The following is an 18,718-nucleotide window of genomic DNA, read 5'->3' as shown; positions in this document are numbered from 1 at the left end:
GAGACGCCGGAGGAATGTCATGACCAATGCAAACCCAGGGTGGCGGCCGACGCCGCGGTTCTTTGTGGCTGGCCTGTGCCTGGTCTTGAGCCTGCCGGGCCTCGCCCAGACCGGGCAAAGCCTGGAAGAGCGCCTGCGTGCTGAATTGCGCAGTAATCGGCAGGAGTTGCAAGCGTTGCGCTCCCAACAGACGCAATGGGAGGCGCGGGCGGCCCGTGCCGAAGCGGAGCGCCGCGCCGCCGAGGAGAAGCTGGCGGCGATGCAAGCGCACCTGAGTGACAGCGACAAGAAGCTGGCCGCTCAGCGCCGGGCCAGCGCTGGCCGGTTGGCGGAAAGCCGCGAACGCAATCAGCAAGTGCGTGACGCCTACGACCAATTGCTGGGCATGGCCCGCGACAAGGAAGTGGAACGCCGGCAGCTGGCGCGGCGCGCTACTGAACAGGCCCAGGCGCTGGAAACCTGTGCGGCACGCAACGGTGAGTTGTACCGCGCCGGGCGTGAAATTCTTGACGCCTACGAGAGTCTGGGCGCCGGTGGTCTGTTCAAACTACGCCAGCCGCTGGCGGCCTCCGCGCGGGTGGAGTTTGAAGAAGGGGCGCAGGCCTACGGCGACCGGCTTTACAACAATCAGGTGGATGCGGTGGTACCGGATGCCGAGTCCAAACCGACACCCGACGGGGACCAGTAATGAGTGAAAAGCAGGACATTATCGAAGATATCGAGCTCGACGGCGTCGCCGCGCTGTTGCAGGAAGCGGGCTATCGCACCAACGATAGTGAACAGAACGGCACGCGGCAGTTGCTCAGCGCCAGCCAGGGGATCGGTTTCGCGGTACGCCCGGGCAACACCCGGGAGGGCGGAACCGGTTTGCTCGACTTTACGCTCAGCTGCGCCCTGCGCATCGACGGCGAGTTGCCGGAAGGCATGGTGACGGCCTGGAACCGGGGAAAACGCTTTGGGCGCCTGAGTGAGCAGGGAGATTTTCTGGTTCTGGAAATGGACGTGCTGGTGGCCGGCGGTGTCAGTCAGGGGTACCTGCGTACCGCCGTGGAGCTCTGGGACCGCCTGATGCGGGAATTTCTGTTGTTTCTCAGGAATTACACCGCACCCACCGGCTAACTGATGATCAGCACGCCGCCGGGCAGATCGCGCACGGTGGCGCCATGGACTTCGCGCACCAGTGCCGCGAAGTCCTGCAGCCGGTCCAGGGACAGGTAGGCTTGCACCGGGGTGCGGCCCAGGCGGTCATCGAGCAGCAGAATACGGCCCGGCCGGTAACGGTTCACTTCCTCGACAACCGCTGACAGGGGGGTCCCGTCAAAAACCAGCAGGCGCTCGCGCCAGGCGCTTACCCGGTCCGTGTTCACCGCCTTTACTCCGGTCAGCCTTTCCTCGTTGTACACCACCTGCTGAGCGGATTGCAGGCGCGCCCGGTCCTGCCCGTGGGCCACGGTCAGTTCGCCGCTCAGGCAGGTGACCTGCACCCGGTCGTCGGTAAAGCGCACATTGAAGCGCGCGTGCCGGGCTTCCACGCGGCCGCGTCCCGCCGCCACCGTGAAGCGCTGGCGGTTGGTGGTCGAGGTGGTCACCTCGGTTTCTCCGGCGCGCAGCATCAGCCCGGTGACGGTGTCGCCGCTTTTACGCAGATCAATACGGGTCTGGGTGTTCAGCTCCAGGGTGGCGGTGTGGGGGAGTACCACCCGGCGTTGTTCGCCGGTGGCGGTCCACAGATCCGCGCTCAGAACGTCGGCTCCGGGCCATAGATCCAGCGGCGAGCGCAGCGCCACCCAGCCGGCGCACGCGGCCACCGCCCCGCCCAGAAACGCCCGCCGGCTGAAGCCCGGCGCGCGGCGCGGCGTGAGCGGCACCACCTTGTGCTGCTGCTCGGCGTCTTGCTGCTCGGCACGGGCGGCCTGTCCCATGCCTTGCCAGACACGCCGGCAGTGAGAGAAGGCCCGGGCGTGGGCGGGGCTGCGCGCGCACCACTGGCGAAAGGCATCGCCGTCCGCCGCGGTGGCGCGACCGGATTCGAGCAGTATCAGCCATTCCCGGGCTTCTCGCTGGATCCGGTCCGCCTCCATCAGACCGGGATCATAGGGGTGGTTCATTCAGAGGGCCTTTTGCTTTTGGGTCCGAAACGTTGAACGTATTCACGATCGAGGCGCCGGCAACAGTGTTCCAATCCCGCGCGCAGTTCCTTTTCCACGGTTCTCAGAGACACACCGTGGCGGGCGGCGATTTCCGCGTGGGGCACTTCTTCCAGGCGCGCCGCGGTGACAATCGCGCGGCGCCGGCGGGGCAGTTCCGACAGGGCGCGGCGGAACAGGCGGATTTCCTGTTCGCCCAGCGCTTCCCGGGCCGGGTCCGCCAGTTCGTCGGCCATGGCATACAGATCTTCAACGTCATCGAGTGTCATCAGTCTGGACTGCTTGCGTCGCTGTTCCTCCGCCACGTTCAGCGCGATACGAAACACATAGGCGGCCGGGTGTTTTATCGCCACGGTGCTGCCGCGCAGGGTTTCCAGGCGCAGCCAGGTTTCCTGCAGGGCGTCCTCCGCCAGTTGATGGGAACCCAGTCGTGTACGCAGCCGTTGTCGGAACTCCTCGTAGCGTTCGAGGAACAAATCGCGCAGCGGTTGTTGCAGTGTATCGGGCATGTCAGCGGCTCCCCGAGGACGGGCAGGGCGTCGCCGCTTCCGACGGAATCAACAGTACCGTTACCGGATTGGGCTGGCCGGGCGGCGGCGGCGCCAGCCGACTGCCGGCCAGCGCCGCGCGCACCTTGTCCCCCCAGCGCGGCGCGTCGTGGGAATCCAGCACATGAATCCGTTCGACGGTGCCGTCGGCGGCGATCCAGAGCTGAACCGCCACGCGGATCCGACCGTATGCATCGCCAAGCCGCTGGCAAACCCGGTCGGCGAAGTGCTGTTGCAACCGGGCGGCGTAGAGGGAAGGTACCGGAACGGTGGCGGTATCGGTGGCGGCGGGTGCCGCCGGAGCCGGTACCAGGGTCAGGGCCGAGGGGCCGATGCGACGCGCCCGCAGTCCGGTGCCCTCCAATAGCCGGGTGAGCGCCGCCATCGGCCTGAAATGTCCGCGTGCCGTGCTGGATTTCTTATCGCTGGTCAGATCACTGGTCACCAAAATCGACACCCCCGTTTGTTCGCTGAATTGTTCGAGCGCACGGGACAGAGCCTGCGCGGGAACGTCGAATTCCCGTGCGTCGTCGTCGCCGAATACCGTGGTACCGATAAGCAGGGATCCGATTGCGAGAAGGCGCAATGTGGTTGAAACGGTCGCCCCAAAGCGTTTAACAGCGGCTACGGCCACGGCGCCAACGGTCCGGTCATGGATCGGGAAGAAACGGTTATGAATGCGCAGCTTCGCATTATGGCGTGGAAGTATGTCGGAAATATTTCACGGCTGGCGCGTTTTACCGGCTTTATGAATTTTCCATGAAATGGGTTCATTCCACGGCGTTCCGGAACGTCTATGCCAGGAAGACCGGCGATCATTGCCACGTCGGCCGGCCCTTTTTGTCCGCGTTGAGAGAACCCCATGAAGCTGAAGCATGCCGCCCCGCCGCGCCCGTCGGCGAAACGCCCCGGTGACGCCACCTTTACCCTCAAGCCGTTGGCGCGAGCGATGGCCCTGATGCTGGCGGTGGGCGCCTTGCCGGTGGCGGAGGCCGGATCGCGGGTGGCGGGTGCGGACTGGATGGCCGCCAAGGCCTCGGCGCGGGCTGCTGCCCAGGCGTCCGCCTCTGCGGTGAGTGGGCGCTCCCGGGCCGCTACCCTGGCGGAACAGCAGGCGGCGGCGAAGCTGCGTCACTCCATCGATAACCTGCGCCGCACCGCCGGCACCCTCGCCGCGCAGCGGGCCGCCCAGCAGGCGGCCCGCGAGGCGGCGCGGCACGCCGCATCGAATATTCCCAACGGTCTGGCCGAGGGCGGGCTCAAGGTGGACGCCAATCCGGATACCGCCGGATGGCACAACGCGGAAGGGCCCAGCCAGTCGATCAAGGACGGTCACACCACGGTGACGGTGAAGCAAACCGGGGATAAGGCCATTCTCAATTGGGAGACCTTCAACGTCGGCCGCGACACCACCGTCGACTTCGAACAGCAATCCAATTGGGCGGCGCTCAACCGCGTCAATGACCCGCAGGCACGACCCAGCCAGATTCAAGGTCGCATCCAGGGCGACGGCACCGTCATGGTGGTGAACCGCAATGGTGTGGTGTTCAGCGGCTCCAGTCAGGTCAACGTACGTAATCTGGTGGCCGCCGCCGCCGATATCAGTGACCAGCAGTTTCGTGAACGGGGCATCTACTTCGACGCGGAAGGCAGCCAGCCTGTGTTCACCGATGCCGCCGGGGATATCGATATCCAGGCTGGCGCGCGCATCACCACCCGGGCGCCGGGAGCCAGCACCCAGGGTGGCGGCTACGCCATGTTTCTGGGGCGCAGCGTCAACAATGGCGGCGAGATCGTCACCGACCGGGGCCAGACCACCCTGGCCGCCGGTGACGATTTCTATATCCGCAAGGGACAGGGCACCGAACAGAACACCGCCTCCACCACCCGGGGCAACGAAGTGGCCGCTTCGCTGGACGCCGGCAGCGAGGCCGGCCAGGTCATCAACGATGGCCTGATTCTTTCTCCGGAAGGCGACATCACGCTCACCGGCCATGAGGTGCGCCAGCAAGGGGTGGCGGTGGCGACCACCAGCGTGGACGCCCGCGGCACCGTTCATCTGCTCAACGCCGCCAGCGACGCTGAAGGCAGCGTCACTCTGGGGGCGGACAGCGTCACCGCCGTGCTTATCGACGAGGACAGCGGCACCGCCACGGACAGCCGCCGCCAACAACTGATCGACGAGTCCGCGGATCAGGACCTGCTCCGCGACCAGATGACCGATGGCCATTTCGATAATCTGGCGGACCTGCCGGATCGCCGCGACCAGTCCCGGGTGGAGATCGTCTCCGGCAACGACGTGGTGTTCGAAAAAGACTCCCTGACCCTGGCCACCGGCGGCCAGGTCGCCGTGGCCGCCGGGGACCGGGTACGCCTGGAAAGCGGCGCCGAAGTGGACGTGGCCGGCGCCGTCGGCGTGCGCGTGGCAATGGAGTCCAACAATGTGTTGGTGGATGTGCAAAGTAATGAGCTGCGCGATTCGCCCTTCAACCGGGACAGCGCGGCACTGAAGAACGGCGACGTGTGGCTTGACCGTCGTGACCTTATCCTGGTGCCGGCCGGCACCGGTGGTTACGAAGAAGACCGCTGGTACACCGCCGGCGGTCTGCTGGAAGTGAGCGGCTACCTGGACACCAGCGAACACTCCGCCCGGGAATGGGCCGCCGCCGGCGGCACCGTGCGCCTGCAAGGTAACGCGGTGGTCAGCCAGAGCGGTTCCAGCGTCAATTTGTCCGGTGGCACCCTCAACGTGGAAAGCGGCTATGTGCGTCAGACCTGGCTGATGGGCGCCGACGGCAATGTTTACAACGCCGCCTCGGCGCCGGGCTATCTGCGCTACACCGGCGTCTACCGGGGCTACCAGCGTCACAGTGCGCGCTGGGGGCAGACCGATGCCTATTACAACCCGGCCGTGATCCGCGAGCGCCGATTGGAAAGTGGTTATGTCACCGGTCGCGATGCCGGTGAACTGATCGTCAGCGCCCCCACCGCCGTCCTTGAGGGCGACATCGATGCCAGCGTCTACAACGGCGAACGTCAGGACCGTCCCCGTGACGCCGGCCTGGACGGCTACCAGCAAGCTCAGAATCGCGTCGCCCTGGGCGGACGATTGCTGATCGGGAAATACGGCGTGCGGGGGCTTGCCGGCGGCTTCGAATCCGATGTGCGCATCGGCGACTTCGACGCCATCGCCGACCAGCTGGAACGGGATGGGGAACTCGGCGAGCGACTCAACACCGTCTGGCTGGATGCCCAACACCTCAACCAGCAAGGTCTGGGCGGCGTGGACCTGGTGTCCGCCGGCGCCATCCGCGTGGACCACGATCTGACCGTCACCCCGGGCGGTTACGTCCGCCTGGCCTCCGGGCAAGTGGACGTGGACGCCACCGTTAACGCGCGGGGCGGTGACATTACGCTGACCAACATTATCGAGGCGTACAACAACACCGGTTCCCTGGTGCGTACCGCCCTGGAAGGCGCGGACGGCGAAACCCGGATGCGCCTGGGCGCCGAAGGCTTCCTGGATGCCCGGGGCCTGTGGAGCAATCAGCGCCGTGAACCATTCCGGGCTTCCCTGGCGCACCGCGATGGCGGTCGAGTCCAGGTCATTTCCAGCCAGGATGTCACCCTGGAGGCGGGCAGCCGCATCGACGTTTCCTCTGGCGCCGCCGTGGACGCCGACGGCAACCTGATGGGCGGCCGTGGCGGCGACATCACATTGAGCGCCGCCACCACCGTCAATGAAAACAGCGGTTCTCCGCGGAGCGGTGTGCTGACCCTGGATGGGGACCTGCTTGGTTTCGGCGTGGACGGCGGCGGCACGCTCACGCTGCGCACCGGGGAAGCGGTGGTGGTGGGCGGCGATGCCTTCGAAACCAGCGGGCTGCTGGCCGCCGGTGAAACGGCACCGGTGGATCTGACCTTGCTGGAGGAAGTGGTCATCGCCGCCGGCCAGACCCTGCCGTTCGACTATCAGTACCAACGCACCGTCGCCGTGCCCGGCGAGGCGCTCGGTAACAGCGCCATCACCATCAGTCCCACCAATACGCTGACCCTGGCGGCGGACTGGACCATACCCGAATCAGCCACCGGCACCTTCCGGGTGCTGGTCGGCGGGACCGTCTATGGTTCCAATCAGACGGTGCCGGCCGGATCGGTGATCACCAATGTGGTGGGCGCCTCCATCGGCACCTTGCCTTCCGATTACATCGTGCCCGCCGATGCTTTCCCCAACGGCATTCCCGTGCAGCCCAGCCAGCAAACGCTGCCGGCGGGTACGCCCCTGCCCAATGATGTGGTGTTCGCCGCCGGTGAAACCCTGGCCGCGGGCAGCGTCTTGGGTCGCGATGTGCGGGTGAAGCCGGTGCTGCAACTGGCCGCCGAGGATTTCCAGCGTGGTTTTTCCCATTACGACGTCAACGGCCATAAAGGGGTATCCGTCGCCGAAGGCGAGCGCATTGATGTAACCCTGCCGGTATACCGCTTCCGGTCGGACGCCGCCTCGGCGACGACCCGTGACGATGGCTTGGAAGTATGGACACCGCCTCTGTACCTGCCGATGGCGGACCAGGACGAAAGAATGTCCCGGCGGCCGGGAGCCAGCCTTACCCTCAGATCAGAGGGCCAGGGCCGGCCGGGTGCCATTAGCGTGGGCAAAGATGCGGTTATCCAGGTGGACCCGGAGCAGTCCATTGTGCTGCGGGGTGGCCAGACCACCGTGGACGGTACCCTGAGGGCCCGGGCCGGGCGTATCGATATTCTCAATCCGTCCAGCGATGCTCAACTGCAGGCGGCGACACCGGCTCGTTCCATCTGGATTGGCGAGAACGCGCTGCTGGACGTCTCCGGGGTTGCTCACACCGGCACCGACCTGAGAGGCCGGCGCTATGGAGAGGTACTGAATGGCGGGCAGGTGACCCTGGGCAGCAACCTGCCTGAGGAAAAGGTGGAGGGCCTTTATCCGGTCAACAATCAGTTCATCATTGTCCGGGATGGCGCGGTCATCGACGTGTCCGGCGCGCAGGCGGACCTGGATCTGGGCCTCGAAGGACCCACCACGGTATCCGGCGACGCCGGCGGCCTGGCGATGCGTTCCAATGCCGGCATCTATTTCGATGGTGAGCTGCGTGCCGAAAGCGGCGGTGATGGCGCCGCCGGTGGCCGCCTGGATGTGATGCTGGAAACCATCGGGTTGCCGGTGAACATCGGTGACGAACGCCAAACCGAGTTGCGTACCATCGTGGTTGGCGAGGGCATTGAGTCCGGTCTGCCCTCGGACCTGACCGCCGGCAAGGACGATTCCGCCCTGCGTTTCGGCCAGGCCCGGTTCGACAGCGAGGACATCGAGGCCTGGGGGATTGATAGTCTGTCGCTGTGGGCTCAAGACGCGATCCTGTTCGAGGGCGACACCGGCCTCGACCTGGGCGGCAAGATTGAATTGTCCGCCGCCGTGATCGGAGCCGCCCCGGAAACCCGGGATATCCAGGTGGCGCTGGCCGCGCCCTACGTCAGGCTGGCCGGTCGTACCGAGCTGCCGACGGTCCCCGGCAGCAGCAACCAGCAAGGCACCGGTCCGTTCTTCGAGTTCGAGAATGGCCATATCTCACCGAATTCCACCCATGAGAGCAGCCGCTTTTCGGTGAGCGCGGACCTGATCGATCTGGGCCAGGGGGCGGTGGCTTTCGGCGGGCATGGTACCCGGGGGCTGCTCGGCGGCGGTGAGGCGGAGGTGGATTTGCCAGGCTTCGCGCGGGTGACCCTGGACAGCCGGGGCGATATCCGGATGGACAACGCCGTGCTGACCGCGCAGCAGGAGCTGGAGGTGATCGCCGAGCGCCTCTATCCGGTTACCCACAGCACCAATAATGCCCTGCGAGTCGGTGATATCAATCCGGACATCGAAAACGCCGGCAACGCGGTGCTCAGTATCCGGCGGCGTGGGGAGGGGACCCCGGATCTGCCACCTTCGGTATTCGGTGCGCTGTATTTACTGGCACCGAACATCGAACAGAACGGCGCGGTGATGGCGCCGTTGGGGTTGATCTCGGTGGGGAAGGACGTCGTGAACACCGCTTTCGGAAGCGGGGCCAACCCGCCCTATGACGTCCGTAATGTGCAGGTGGATGTGGCGCTAGGGGCAAACAGCATCACCTCGATCAGTGCCGATGGTCTGATCCTGCCCTACGGGTACACCACCGACGGCATCAACTACTACTACGATGGCGAAAAGGTTGAGTTTGACGAACCGATATCCGACGCCGCCCAGAGGCAGCGTACCGGCGGTGGCATCGTCTTCGATGTCGCCACTTTCCTCGCCCGGGAAGGCGCGGTGGTGGACACCTCCGCCGGCGGCGTGCTCCAGGGCATCGGATTCCGGTCCGGCCAGCGGGGCTCAGTGAATATTCTTGATACCGCCCTGGCCAATGCGGCGCCCTGGCACGCTGGCGACGGTGATGCCGAAGTGTATGCCATCGTCCCGGGCCACTACGGCGATGTGGCGCCGATCGACCCGGCCCTGGCCGGGCCCGCCCGGGTGGGTGAGCGGATAACCATCGGCGCCGGCGTGCCTGGCCTGCCGGCGGGCACCTATACCCTGTTGCCCGCCGAATACGCCCTGATGCCCGGTGGGTACCGGGTGGAACTCGGCGCTTCCGAGCGTTTCGACCAGGGTGTTCGAAGCAGCGCGCCCGGGCTGTACGATGCCAGCGTTTATCTGGGGGTGGCGCATACCGGGCTGCTGGCCCGGCAGCCGCGCCGGGCCTCGATCATGTCCGGCGCCCAGGTACGCCGCTACGGCGACTTTGATGAGACCACGCTGACGCAATGGGTGCTGAACCGCCAGGCGGAGTTCGGTGCCGCGCGGGCGCCGTATCTGATTCCCGAGGACATGCGCAGCCTGACCTTCGATTTCGGTGGCGCGCGGGACGATGGGGAACAGGTCTTTCGTTTCGACGGGGAGCTGCGCAACCGGCAGGTCGAGGGCGGCGCCGGCGGCATGGTGGCGTTTACCGGCAAACCGCTGGAGGTGGTGGCCGAGAAAGGGCAGGGCGCGGGGGACCGCATCACCCTGGTGGACGACGACATCAACGCCCTGGGCGCCACTATTCTCGGTCTGGGGGTGAGCGCGCCGTCATTCGACGGCAGACTGGATTCCTACCGGGTGTCCACGGTGGTGCGTTCCGGCGCCACCCTGCGCGCGGGGACCGTGGTGCTGGGCGGGCAGGTCAACGGTGCCGATGACGTGGTGGTGGAATCCGGCGCCACCATCGACACCCGGGGCTTCGAGGCGGCGGGCTGGACCGCGGCCAACGGTATTGTTCTGGCTCCGGCCGAGGATCAGGCCCTGCTGGTGGTCGGCAATGATCTGATGACCTTCGGCGGCGCCAGCGGCGACGGCCGCCTGCGGGTCGAGGACGGCGCGGCGCTGTTCGGGGAAGGCTCGGTGGCGCTGCTGGCATCCGGCGGCGCGGAAATCGGTGATATTTCCCTGGGCGCCCGGGACCTGTTGCTGGGTGTGGAAGACATCAACGTGGGCACCGACGCGGCGCTCGCGCAGGCTGCTTCCGACGGTGTGCTGTCCTCCGGTTGGCGGCTGACTCAAAGTGTGCTTGATGGTCTGCTGCGCCCGGCCGACGGGCCCGGCATCGAAAGCCTGAGCTTCCAGGCCTCCAATTCCATTAACTTCATCGGGCCGGTCAGTCTGGATACCTTCGACCCGGGCACCGGCGAATCCAGCGCGGATCTGCGCTTTATCACACCGGCCATCTACGGCCTGGGTGGAGACGGGGACACCGCCACCATTCGCACCGAACGGTTCACCTGGAGCGGGCTGGGTTATATGGAAGGCGCCGATCCGGTGGCGGCGCAGCCGGGCCCGGTAATCGACGGCGGTGCCGGCACCGGCACGGGGGCCTTCCAGGTGGACGCCGATGAAGTGCTGTTCGGATTCAACGGGCCTCTCACCGATGAATCGACCAACCTGACCCTTGAGCGATGGATGCTGGGCTTCGCGGACGTGACCTTCAATGCCTCGGATCGCATCAGCAGTGAACGGGCCAGCCAGCTCTCGGTGTACCAGCGGACGATCGGCGACGGTGACTATCAGGGCGGTAACCTGACGCTGAACGCGCCGGTGCTCACCGGCCAGGCACGCTCGGACATGACCTTCCGCGCTGGCGGTGATTTGACGGTGGCCAGACCGGAGGGCGCCGAACCGGTGGACCGGAGCGGCCTGGACCTGGGCGGGCGGCTCACCCTGGACGGCAACCGGGTGCGCATCGACGGCACCGTGGCGGCGCCCAGCGGGCATATTGAAATCCGCGCCGAGGAAGATGTGGAACTGGCGGCGGGCAGCGTCCTGGACGTGGCCGGCCGGGAAGTGACCTTCTTCGATGTGACCCGCCACAGCTTCGGCGGTGATGTGGTGCTGGAAAGTCGCCAGGGCGATGTGCGCCAGGCCGCCGGCGCGATCCTGGACGTGTCCGCCCGGGGCAGCGACGCCGGCACCGTCAAGGCCACCGCCGCCAACGGGCAGGTGGCTCTGGAAGGTGACCTGATCGCCCGCGCCGGGGATCAGCCGGACAACGGCTTCGAGGGCGGCTCGATTCAGGTGGAGGGCCTGACCATCCTCGATTTCGTCGGCCTTAACCTGCGGCTCGGCGGCGGCGGCTTCGATTACCGCCGGGACTTTACCCTGGGTAGCGGTGACCTGGTCATCGGCGATGAACTGCGGGCGCGTCATTTGTCCGTGACCGCCGATGGCGGCAGCCTCACCGTGGCCGGCACGGTTCGCGCCGGCGGCGACCACGCCGGCAGCCTGCGGCTGGCCGCCCGTGACGATCTGACCATCGAGAGCGGCGCGGTGCTCGACGCCAGTGGCGACACGCTCAAGCGCGACAGCCACGGCGGCGCCATCGAGGGCAGCAACCGGGCCACCCTGGACCTCACCACCCGGGATGGCCGCCTGGTGCTGGTGGACGGCGCCACCCTGGACGTGAGCGCCGGCGGCGAGGCTCGTGGCGTGATCAACCTGAATGCCCCCCGTCTGGGCGGCAGCCAGGGCGACGACGTGGCGGTGGACGCCGGCGGCCCGCTCACCGTGCGCGGTGCCAAGCGACTGGCGGTGAACGGTTTCTGGACCTACGACGATGCCCCGGTGGACGCCGAGGACGACACCACTCAGGTGGTCGACGAAGCCTATATGGACGGCATTCACCAGGACAGCCAGGTCTTCGTCAACGGCGCGCTGGCCAATGCCGACCTGATGGCACGATTGGCCGGCCTGCGCGACGCCACCGATACCTTCCAGTTGCGCCCCGGCGTGGAGATCGTCTCCGCCACCGAGGACGGTAACCTGCGCGCGGAAGGGGATCTGGACCTGGCGAACTACCGCTACGGTCCGGATGTGGACCCGGCGGTAAGAGGTTCCGGCACCGCCGGCGTGTTCAACCTGCGGGCCGGCGGCGATCTCACCGTGAACGGCAATATCAGCGACGGCTTCGGTGTGCCGCTGACGAGCCCGGACAGTGAAATTTCCGTGGACTTCGAGTTGGAGCCGGGTCTGCTGGATACCGCTAATCGTTTCCAGTCAGACTACACTTTGCCGCAGGATTTAACCCTGGCCGGCGGATGGGACATCTCTCAAGTGGACGGGAGCCTTCCCTTCGCGATCAATCCCACAAGGGCGACCCTCCCCGCCGGAGTTCCAATCGAGGAAAGCGTGGTCATTGCCGTACAAAGCCTGGTTAACGGCGTCCTGGCGGCGGATATTGTCTTGCCCGCAGCGGTCAGGGACCTTCGTACGGGAGTAACTTATGGTCCGGGGGTGGTTCCTGCGGGCACCTCGGGGGTGTTCTTCGCGCCACCCGGGACGGAATTCGCCGCCGGCTATGTGTTCTTCCAACCGCCGCAGATTCAGGTGGATACCATCCCCGCCGGAACCGATCTTTCCAGGTATCAAAGTATTAGCTTGCCTCTCACGGAGACGAACAGAGAGATCCAGCTGACAGCCGGCATGGTTCTTCCCGAGGGGTTCAGAATTTCCAGTCTCAGCGGATCGGAAACGATCAATGTGCCCTTGCAACCGCTGGCACCGGTGCTGGACCAGGGCCAGGAGTCCTGGGATATCCGCATGGTGGCCGGGGCGGATCTGGCCTCCGCCAGCCGGCGCGCGGTGCGTGCCGGCGCCCTGGCCGGAGACCTGGTACTGGATAATCCCGATGCACCTCTGGTACTCCGGGGCATCACCAACGATGAGCGGCCAGTCACCAGTGTGATCCGCACCGGCCAGGGGGACCTGGAACTGCTTGCCGCCCGGGATTACCGGCATGACTCCGCCTATGGTGTCTACACCGCCGGCAATGCGCTGCCGTCCGGGGAGGTGCCCGACGTGGCCCGCCCGGACGGGGGAGAGCTGGGAGCGAGCTATGCCGAGTACCAGGATTCCGAGGCGGTTACCGATGTGCAGGCCGGTTTCCTGACCGGTGGTGGCGAGGTGTTGGTACAGGCTGGTCGTAACCTCCATGGCTATACCAGCGGCGATTTGAGTGGCGATCTACCGGCGTCGGATTGGCTTTGGACTCAGGGCGCCTCCGCCGACGGCGCCTTGGACGCCTGGTGGATTCATCCGGGCACCTATAGCAAAGAATATACCTACTCCAGGCCCAAATTCTCCACGTTCCAGGGCATCGGGGCCTTGGGTGGCGGCAATCTGTCGGTGTCCGCCGGCGAGCAGCTTGGCACCTACGCCTTTATCGGTGCCGACGCCACACCGGTGGGGGCCCTGAACCTGGTGGTGGGTGCCAGCGGTTGGCGTGACGCGGACAGTACCGTCCGGCAAACCGGGGGTGGCGAGCTTCGCGTCAGCGCCGGGGCGATCAATCCTTTGCCGGACGGTACGAGAAGTAACGTGGCCAATCTGCGTGGTGATATCCGGGTGCGGGCCGGCGCCATCGGGCAGACCTGGCAGACGTTTCAGGTGCCAGGCAACTCTGATCCTCGGCCGGACGATCTGATCACCAGGGCCCGTGTTAATGCCTACGGCCTTCTTTCAGTGACACAGGGTGATGGCGCGGCTCGTCTGTTGAGCGTGGGGGACGCGGTATTCCGGACCCTGGACCCGACCGCCGGTCTGCCGGGCGCCGGGCTATGGACCGACCGGACAAAAACCTCTGTTTTCGCGGCGGGTGGGGACATAACGATGAGCAGCCTATCAACGGGTATCGAGGCCCCCTCCACTCTCAGTCTGGTAGCGTCCGAAGGCTCTATTTACGGAACGCGTAACTCGGGGGATAGCATTCAAGTGCGTCCTTCATTGGATGGGGGGGTGGAGGTGCTCGCCGCGGATTCCATTTACCGCTTTGGTTTGGGGGGCGAGGCGTATGAAGACGCCGAGGGCGTTTCTGGTTTGGCGCCGACCCGCTTCTACGCGGTGGACGGCGATATCTACAGCCTGGGCTATGGAACCTTGCCGGCCACAGGACGCTCGGGGCTGCTGGGCCGGCCGGCTTGGATTCGTGCCGGTCGCGATATTGTGGGCTTGGGCGTGAACCTCGACGGTACCTTCCAGCGTCGCACGGCGGCTTTCGGTCACAACGCCTCGACGGACGTGTCCGTGATCGAGGCGGGCCGCGACCTGATCTATATCGACGCCGCCGCGGTAGGGCCGGGCACCCTGGAGGTCACCGCGGGCCGTAACTTCTACCAGGCGGATCGGGGCTGGGTGCGCAGCATGGCGGGCTTTTCCGGCGATATCGGCAGCGGCGCGGACATTGCCATCAACGTGGGCATGGGCGCGGACGGCCCGGATTATCAGGCGCTGATCGACGCCTACCTGAACCCGGCCAACCTGGCCGATCCGGGCCGGCCCCTGGCGGACCAGCCGGACAAGGTGGTCAAGATTTACGATCAGGAGCTGAGCTCCTGGCTGGAAGACCGCTACGGCGATGCCGCCCTGGAAGGTACCACCGCGCTGGCGTATTTCGAGGCGCTGTCGCCGGAACAACAACGCATCTTCCTGCGCGAGCTCTACTATGCGGAACTGCGCGCCGGCGGTCGGGAATACAACGATGCTGATGGTGACCGCACCGGCAGCTACCTGCGCGGTCGTCGTGTTATCTCTACCTTCCTGCCCAAGGTGGACAGCGAGGCGGGCACCTCCGACTACCAAGGTGATTACACCATGTTCTCCACCGGTGAATATTCCGGCCTGGTGCGCACCGAGGGTGGCGGCGATATCCAAATGCTGGTGCCCGGCGGCGATCTGATCGTGGGCGTGGACGGCGTGCGCCCGGAGGGCGGCGACAACGGCATCCTTACCCAGGGCCGGGGCGATATTCAGCTCTACAGCCAGGGCGACATCGCCCTGGGGCTGTCGCGCATCTTCACCACCTACGGCGGCGACATCTTCGCCTGGTCCGCCGCCGGTGACATCAACGCCGGCCGTGGCGCCAAAACCACCCTGGTGTACACGCCGCCGCGCCGGGTCTACGACGGCCTGGGCAATGTGAGCCTGTCGCCGGTGGCGCCGACCACCGGTGCCGGTATCGCCACGCTGGCCCCCATCCCGGAAGTGCCGCCCGGCGATATCGACCTGATCGCGCCGCTGGGGGTGATTGATGCCGGCGAGGCGGGTATTCGGGTATCCGGCAATGTGAACATCGCCGCCCTGCAAGTGGTCAATGCGGAAAACATCCAGGTGCAGGGCGAGTCCAGTGGCCTGCCGGCGGTGGCGCGGGTCAATGTGGGGGCCCTCACCAACGCCACCAACGCCGCTAACAGCGCGGTGCAGGCGGCGGAGCAGGTGAGCCGTGGCAATCGCGGCGACCGGCCCTCGGTGATCACCGTGGAGATCCTCGGCTACGGCGAGGAGCGGCTGGTGCCTGAACAGGATCGCAGCGCCGGTGCCACGGATTACCGGCCCGATGGCGCGGTGCGGGTGCTGGGCGCCGGCGCCCTGGACGAACGGCAAAGCGCCGAACTCACCGAGGCGGAGCGCCGCAGCATGTTGTAACTGCGAATACGCCGTCCCGTGCAGGGGGGCGTTTTATTAACGATAAGAAAGGAAGGGGGAACACGGATGTTCTACGAACAGGATACCGCCGGCCAGATACTGTCCCTGGCCCGGATCACCACCCCGGGCCGGTTGCGGGCCGGTTTAAGCTATCTGATGGAAGCCCACGGCTTCCGACATTATGTGTTCACCTGGCGGGGGCAGTCGCTGGGGGGCGCGGGTCTGTTCACGCTGCATAACCTCTCCCTGAACCCGATCTCACCGGACTGGCCGGTGGACACCGACCCGCTGGCCCGGTACGCCACCCAAGGGGCGCTGCCGATCGATTGGCGGGCGTTGATGATGCGCGCGGATTTCCAGGAACGGGCCTATCGGGTCACCATGCGTCGCCGTGCCGCCCTTGGGCTACGGGCGGGCTGCACGGTGCCGCTTTTGAATGGTCCCGGTGAACTGGCCTGGCTGGATCTGGCGATGGACCGTGATGACGACCAGGCCTGGCTGCATATCCGGACTTACCTGCCCTGCGCCACCTTGCTCGGCCGGGTGCTGCTGGAGCGGGTCGGGCGTTTTCTTGCCGATGCCGCCGAGCCCGGCGAGCGCCCCGAGGAACCGCTCAGTGATCGTGAACGGGCCTGTTTGCGGGGTGCCAGTGAGGGGCTTTGCAACGCCGAGATCGGTGCGGCGCTTGGTATCAGTGAACGCACCGTGTCCAGCCATATCCAGCGGGCCTGCCACAAGCTTCGTGCCCGTAATCGCCAGCATGCCATCACCAAGGCCCTGCTTTCTTATCAGCTGTACGACCGCTTCTTCCTGCCGACGCCGACGACCGTCCCCGAACAAACCGCATAAAAAAAGGGCGCCGGGTAGGCGCCCTCCGCACTGGCGTGCGTTTGACGGGTCGATCAGTTGATGCAGGTGCCGGCCAGTTGATCCATGGCGTTGGCGGTGCCCAGGCGGACATAGCCGGTGGGCAGGGAGCCCGAGCCATTTACCACTTCACGGGCCAGGGCACGCAGGGCCTGCGGATCGGCGTTGTTCGCGGTGTAGCCGAGCAGGTTGGTGACCGCGGCGATCGGGTAGCCTTGATCCAGTTGGGCGGCCGGGTCGATAACGTTGACACAGCCGTCCGGGGTGCTGGGGTTGCTAACCGGGATGTCCGAGACAGCCTGGGTATGCGGAAGACCGGTGACCTCATCTACATCGCCCAGAACGGTGTTGTCCAGCAGATCATCCGTGTCGTAGTTCACGGAAGTGACGGTGGCCGGGTCGGTGCTGTTTACGTCGGCGTAGTCCTGGCCGGCGTCCAGTACGTTGGCCAGGTTGGCGAAGCCGATGGACCAGGAATTGGCGCCGACGCCGGAAACCACACCGGCGTTGCCGGACTCTTCGCTGTAGTTGGCGTACAGGCTGGCGGGATTGGCCGGGGAAATGGCGGCGGTGAAGCTCTCGGAGGTTTTGAAGAAGTTGGATGCCAGGCCGAAGTTGCCGTTACAGGTGGCCGCCAGGTACTGAGTGAAGGCGAACACCGTGCCGCTGGTGTCCTGACGCACGATCACGTGGATGGGCTGGGTCGGCAGGCTGCTGTCCACGTCGTTCCAGGTCTGGGAAGTGCCGGAGAAGATCTCGCACACCTGCTGGTTGGACAGATCCGGGCGGGAGCTGCCGATCAGGTTCACGGGCAGCGCGATCAGAGCACCCAGGGCCGGCATCTGGAAGATGCCGTCGCCGGCGGTGTTGGGGCCGTTGACGAAGTCATCCACGTTGTCGGCGGTCAGCGGAGCGTCGGAGCCGATAAAGTCCGGGCGGCTCTGGCCGGCCGGAGCGCTGAAGCCCACCGGGCTGGCGCTGTAGTCACGGCAGTCGCCGTCGGCGCTGAAGCCGCTGACACCCACCAGAACCCGTTTGCCGGTGCCGCTGCCGGTCTGGCAGTAGCTGGCGGTGTGGGACGGGTTGGCGCTCTGGAAAGCGGCGAAGATGGAGCCAGGGGTAACGCCGACTTGCTGGTACGGGGTGAACGTCGGATCGAAGCCTGCGAACAGACCCGCGTCGGTGGACAGACGCGATTCCGGGTTGGTGGTGGTGAAGCCGTCGCCGATGTAGGCGAGTGCCGGCAGAGAGGCGCCGCCGCCGACCAGATCGGTGGCGGAAGCGGCCAGCGGTGCGCTGATGATGGCGGCGGCCAGGGCCGCCTTCTTGATGATGGTCTTCATGAGTCATTCCCTCGATATTGGGTGCGATTTATGAGTAATCCCCGCGGCGGGTGCCGCATGAATCACGCTATCGAGAGCGAATGTCGCTTTGGTTCCATTACGAATAATTTTGCGCTTCCGGAAAACGACAGATCGTTGTCAGGGGGGGCGGGGAAGGGCAGCCGGAGTCCGATCGGGCCAGGGGGGCCGCTAAGTGGTTGTTGTTGAGTGGGTGGGACTACGGGGAGGGTATTGGGGAATGACGGTTTGGTGGCCGGACGGTGCGGGAGGCCGCAAGGGGCCGGGTGCAAAAAGGCGCCGCTCTGGCGAGCGGGCTTTCCATTCCGGAGGCGGATTGCCAGACATACAAAAAGGCCCCTGCTCTCATGAGAGCAGGGGCCTTTTTGTATGTCTGGTGCCCGGAGACAGAATCGAACTGCCGACACGGGGATTTTCAATCCCCTGCTCTACCGACTGAGCTATCCGGGCGTGGGGGCGTATTAAAGCGGCTGGCTTTGGCCCCGTCAAGGGTGCGGGGCTATTGATTGGCGTCTTTGGTGGGGGGAACGTAACCCTCTGCTTTTTCTACGCTTTCGTTGTTCAAAAAACGCTCGCGTTGCTCGTCCAGGAAGGCCTTGGCCTTGGGGTCCATGACGTTCAGGTGCTTCTCGTTGATCAGCAGGGTCTGGTGGTGCAGCCATTCCTGCCAGGCCTGGCGGGACACGTTGTCGTGGATGTCCTGGCCCTTGGGGCCGGGGAAGGGCGGTTTGTCCAGGCCTTCCAGTTCCTGCTGGTGCTTGCGACAGAACACGGTGCGGGTCATGG

The 18,718-nt window shown here is 65.8% G+C and carries 9 protein-coding genes and 1 tRNA gene; 4 read left to right on the top strand and 6 right to left on the bottom strand.

The annotated features are described in order from the left end of the window. Nucleotides 1–19 precede the first annotated feature (19 nt). Nucleotides 20–688 carry a DNA repair protein gene (locus tag ACLD0W_RS14780; protein ID WP_228233592.1) on the top strand — a complete coding sequence of 223 codons (669 nt, stop codon included), beginning with the start codon at nt 20–22 and terminating at the stop codon, nt 686–688. Then, nucleotides 688–1,119, top strand: coding sequence for a YbjN domain-containing protein (locus ACLD0W_RS14775; protein ID WP_410308246.1), 432 nt, complete (start codon nt 688–690; stop codon nt 1,117–1,119). Before ACLD0W_RS14780 ends, ACLD0W_RS14775 begins: the two co-directional genes overlap by 1 nt. On the opposite strand, the gene ACLD0W_RS14770 is transcribed toward ACLD0W_RS14775, so the two are convergent. From ACLD0W_RS14770 to ACLD0W_RS14760, 3 genes are read right to left on the bottom strand one after another with little or no spacing between them, the layout of a single operon-like run. Then, the gene (locus ACLD0W_RS14770) at nt 1,116–2,108 is read right to left on the bottom strand and encodes a FecR family protein (protein ID WP_410308245.1); all 993 of its coding nucleotides are present in this window, start codon (nt 2,106–2,108) and stop codon (nt 1,116–1,118) included. The two genes, ACLD0W_RS14775 and ACLD0W_RS14770, sit on opposite strands and share 4 nt — an antisense overlap. After that, complete coding sequence (locus ACLD0W_RS14765; RefSeq protein ID WP_410308244.1) at nt 2,105–2,656, bottom strand: RNA polymerase sigma factor; 552 nt, start codon at nt 2,654–2,656, stop codon at nt 2,105–2,107. Before ACLD0W_RS14765 ends, ACLD0W_RS14770 begins: the two co-directional genes overlap by 4 nt. A gap of 1 nt (nt 2,657) precedes the next feature. Beyond that, the gene (locus ACLD0W_RS14760) at nt 2,658–3,329 is read right to left on the bottom strand and encodes an STN domain-containing protein (RefSeq protein WP_410308243.1); all 672 of its coding nucleotides are present in this window, start codon (nt 3,327–3,329) and stop codon (nt 2,658–2,660) included. A gap of 228 nt (nt 3,330–3,557) precedes the next feature. On the opposite strand from ACLD0W_RS14760, the gene ACLD0W_RS14755 reads away from it, so the two are divergent. Together ACLD0W_RS14755 and ACLD0W_RS14750 are read left to right on the top strand one after the other, a co-directional pair. Further along, complete coding sequence (locus ACLD0W_RS14755) at nt 3,558–15,704, top strand: filamentous haemagglutinin family protein (RefSeq protein ID WP_410308242.1); 12,147 nt, start codon at nt 3,558–3,560, stop codon at nt 15,702–15,704. 66 nt (nt 15,705–15,770) lie between these two features. After that, entirely contained in the window at nt 15,771–16,553 is a 783-nt protein-coding gene (locus tag ACLD0W_RS14750; RefSeq protein ID WP_410308241.1) for a helix-turn-helix transcriptional regulator, read from the top strand. 53 nt (nt 16,554–16,606) lie between these two features. On the opposite strand, the gene ACLD0W_RS14745 is transcribed toward ACLD0W_RS14750, so the two are convergent. From ACLD0W_RS14745 to ACLD0W_RS14735, 3 genes are all read right to left on the bottom strand, one after another. Further along, nucleotides 16,607–17,914 carry a PstS family phosphate ABC transporter substrate-binding protein gene (locus tag ACLD0W_RS14745; RefSeq protein ID WP_410308240.1) on the bottom strand — a complete coding sequence of 436 codons (1,308 nt, stop codon included), beginning with the start codon at nt 17,912–17,914 and terminating at the stop codon, nt 16,607–16,609. Nucleotides 17,915–18,306: 392 nt separating this feature from the next. Continuing rightward, nucleotides 18,307–18,382 (bottom strand) — tRNA-Phe (locus ACLD0W_RS14740). A 49-nt stretch (nt 18,383–18,431) separates the two neighbouring features. Beyond that, on the bottom strand, nt 18,432–18,716 hold the full coding sequence (locus ACLD0W_RS14735; protein WP_410308239.1) for an oxidative damage protection protein: 285 nt from the start codon (nt 18,714–18,716) through the stop codon (nt 18,432–18,434). Between the last annotated feature and the right edge of the window lie 2 nt (nt 18,717–18,718).

The organism is Alloalcanivorax sp. C16-1 (assembly GCF_046507805.1).
Classification (GTDB): domain Bacteria; phylum Pseudomonadota; class Gammaproteobacteria; order Pseudomonadales; family Alcanivoracaceae; genus Alloalcanivorax.
This window is presented reverse-complemented; position numbering and strand designations above follow the sequence as displayed.

Coding starts and splice junctions, on each gene's coding strand:
- ACLD0W_RS14755 (WP_410308242.1), top strand. CDS start 3,558: ATGAAGCTGAAGCATGCCGCCCCGCCGCGCCCGTCGGCGAAACGCCCC.
- ACLD0W_RS14765 (WP_410308244.1), bottom strand. CDS start 2,656: ATGCCCGATACACTGCAACAACCGCTGCGCGATTTGTTCCTCGAACGC.
- ACLD0W_RS14750 (WP_410308241.1), top strand. CDS start 15,771: ATGTTCTACGAACAGGATACCGCCGGCCAGATACTGTCCCTGGCCCGG.
- ACLD0W_RS14745 (WP_410308240.1), bottom strand. CDS start 17,914: ATGAAGACCATCATCAAGAAGGCGGCCCTGGCCGCCGCCATCATCAGC.
- ACLD0W_RS14770 (WP_410308245.1), bottom strand. CDS start 2,108: ATGAACCACCCCTATGATCCCGGTCTGATGGAGGCGGACCGGATCCAG.
- ACLD0W_RS14780 (WP_228233592.1), top strand. CDS start 20: ATGACCAATGCAAACCCAGGGTGGCGGCCGACGCCGCGGTTCTTTGTG.
- ACLD0W_RS14735 (WP_410308239.1), bottom strand. CDS start 18,716: ATGACCCGCACCGTGTTCTGTCGCAAGCACCAGCAGGAACTGGAAGGC.
- ACLD0W_RS14775 (WP_410308246.1), top strand. CDS start 688: ATGAGTGAAAAGCAGGACATTATCGAAGATATCGAGCTCGACGGCGTC.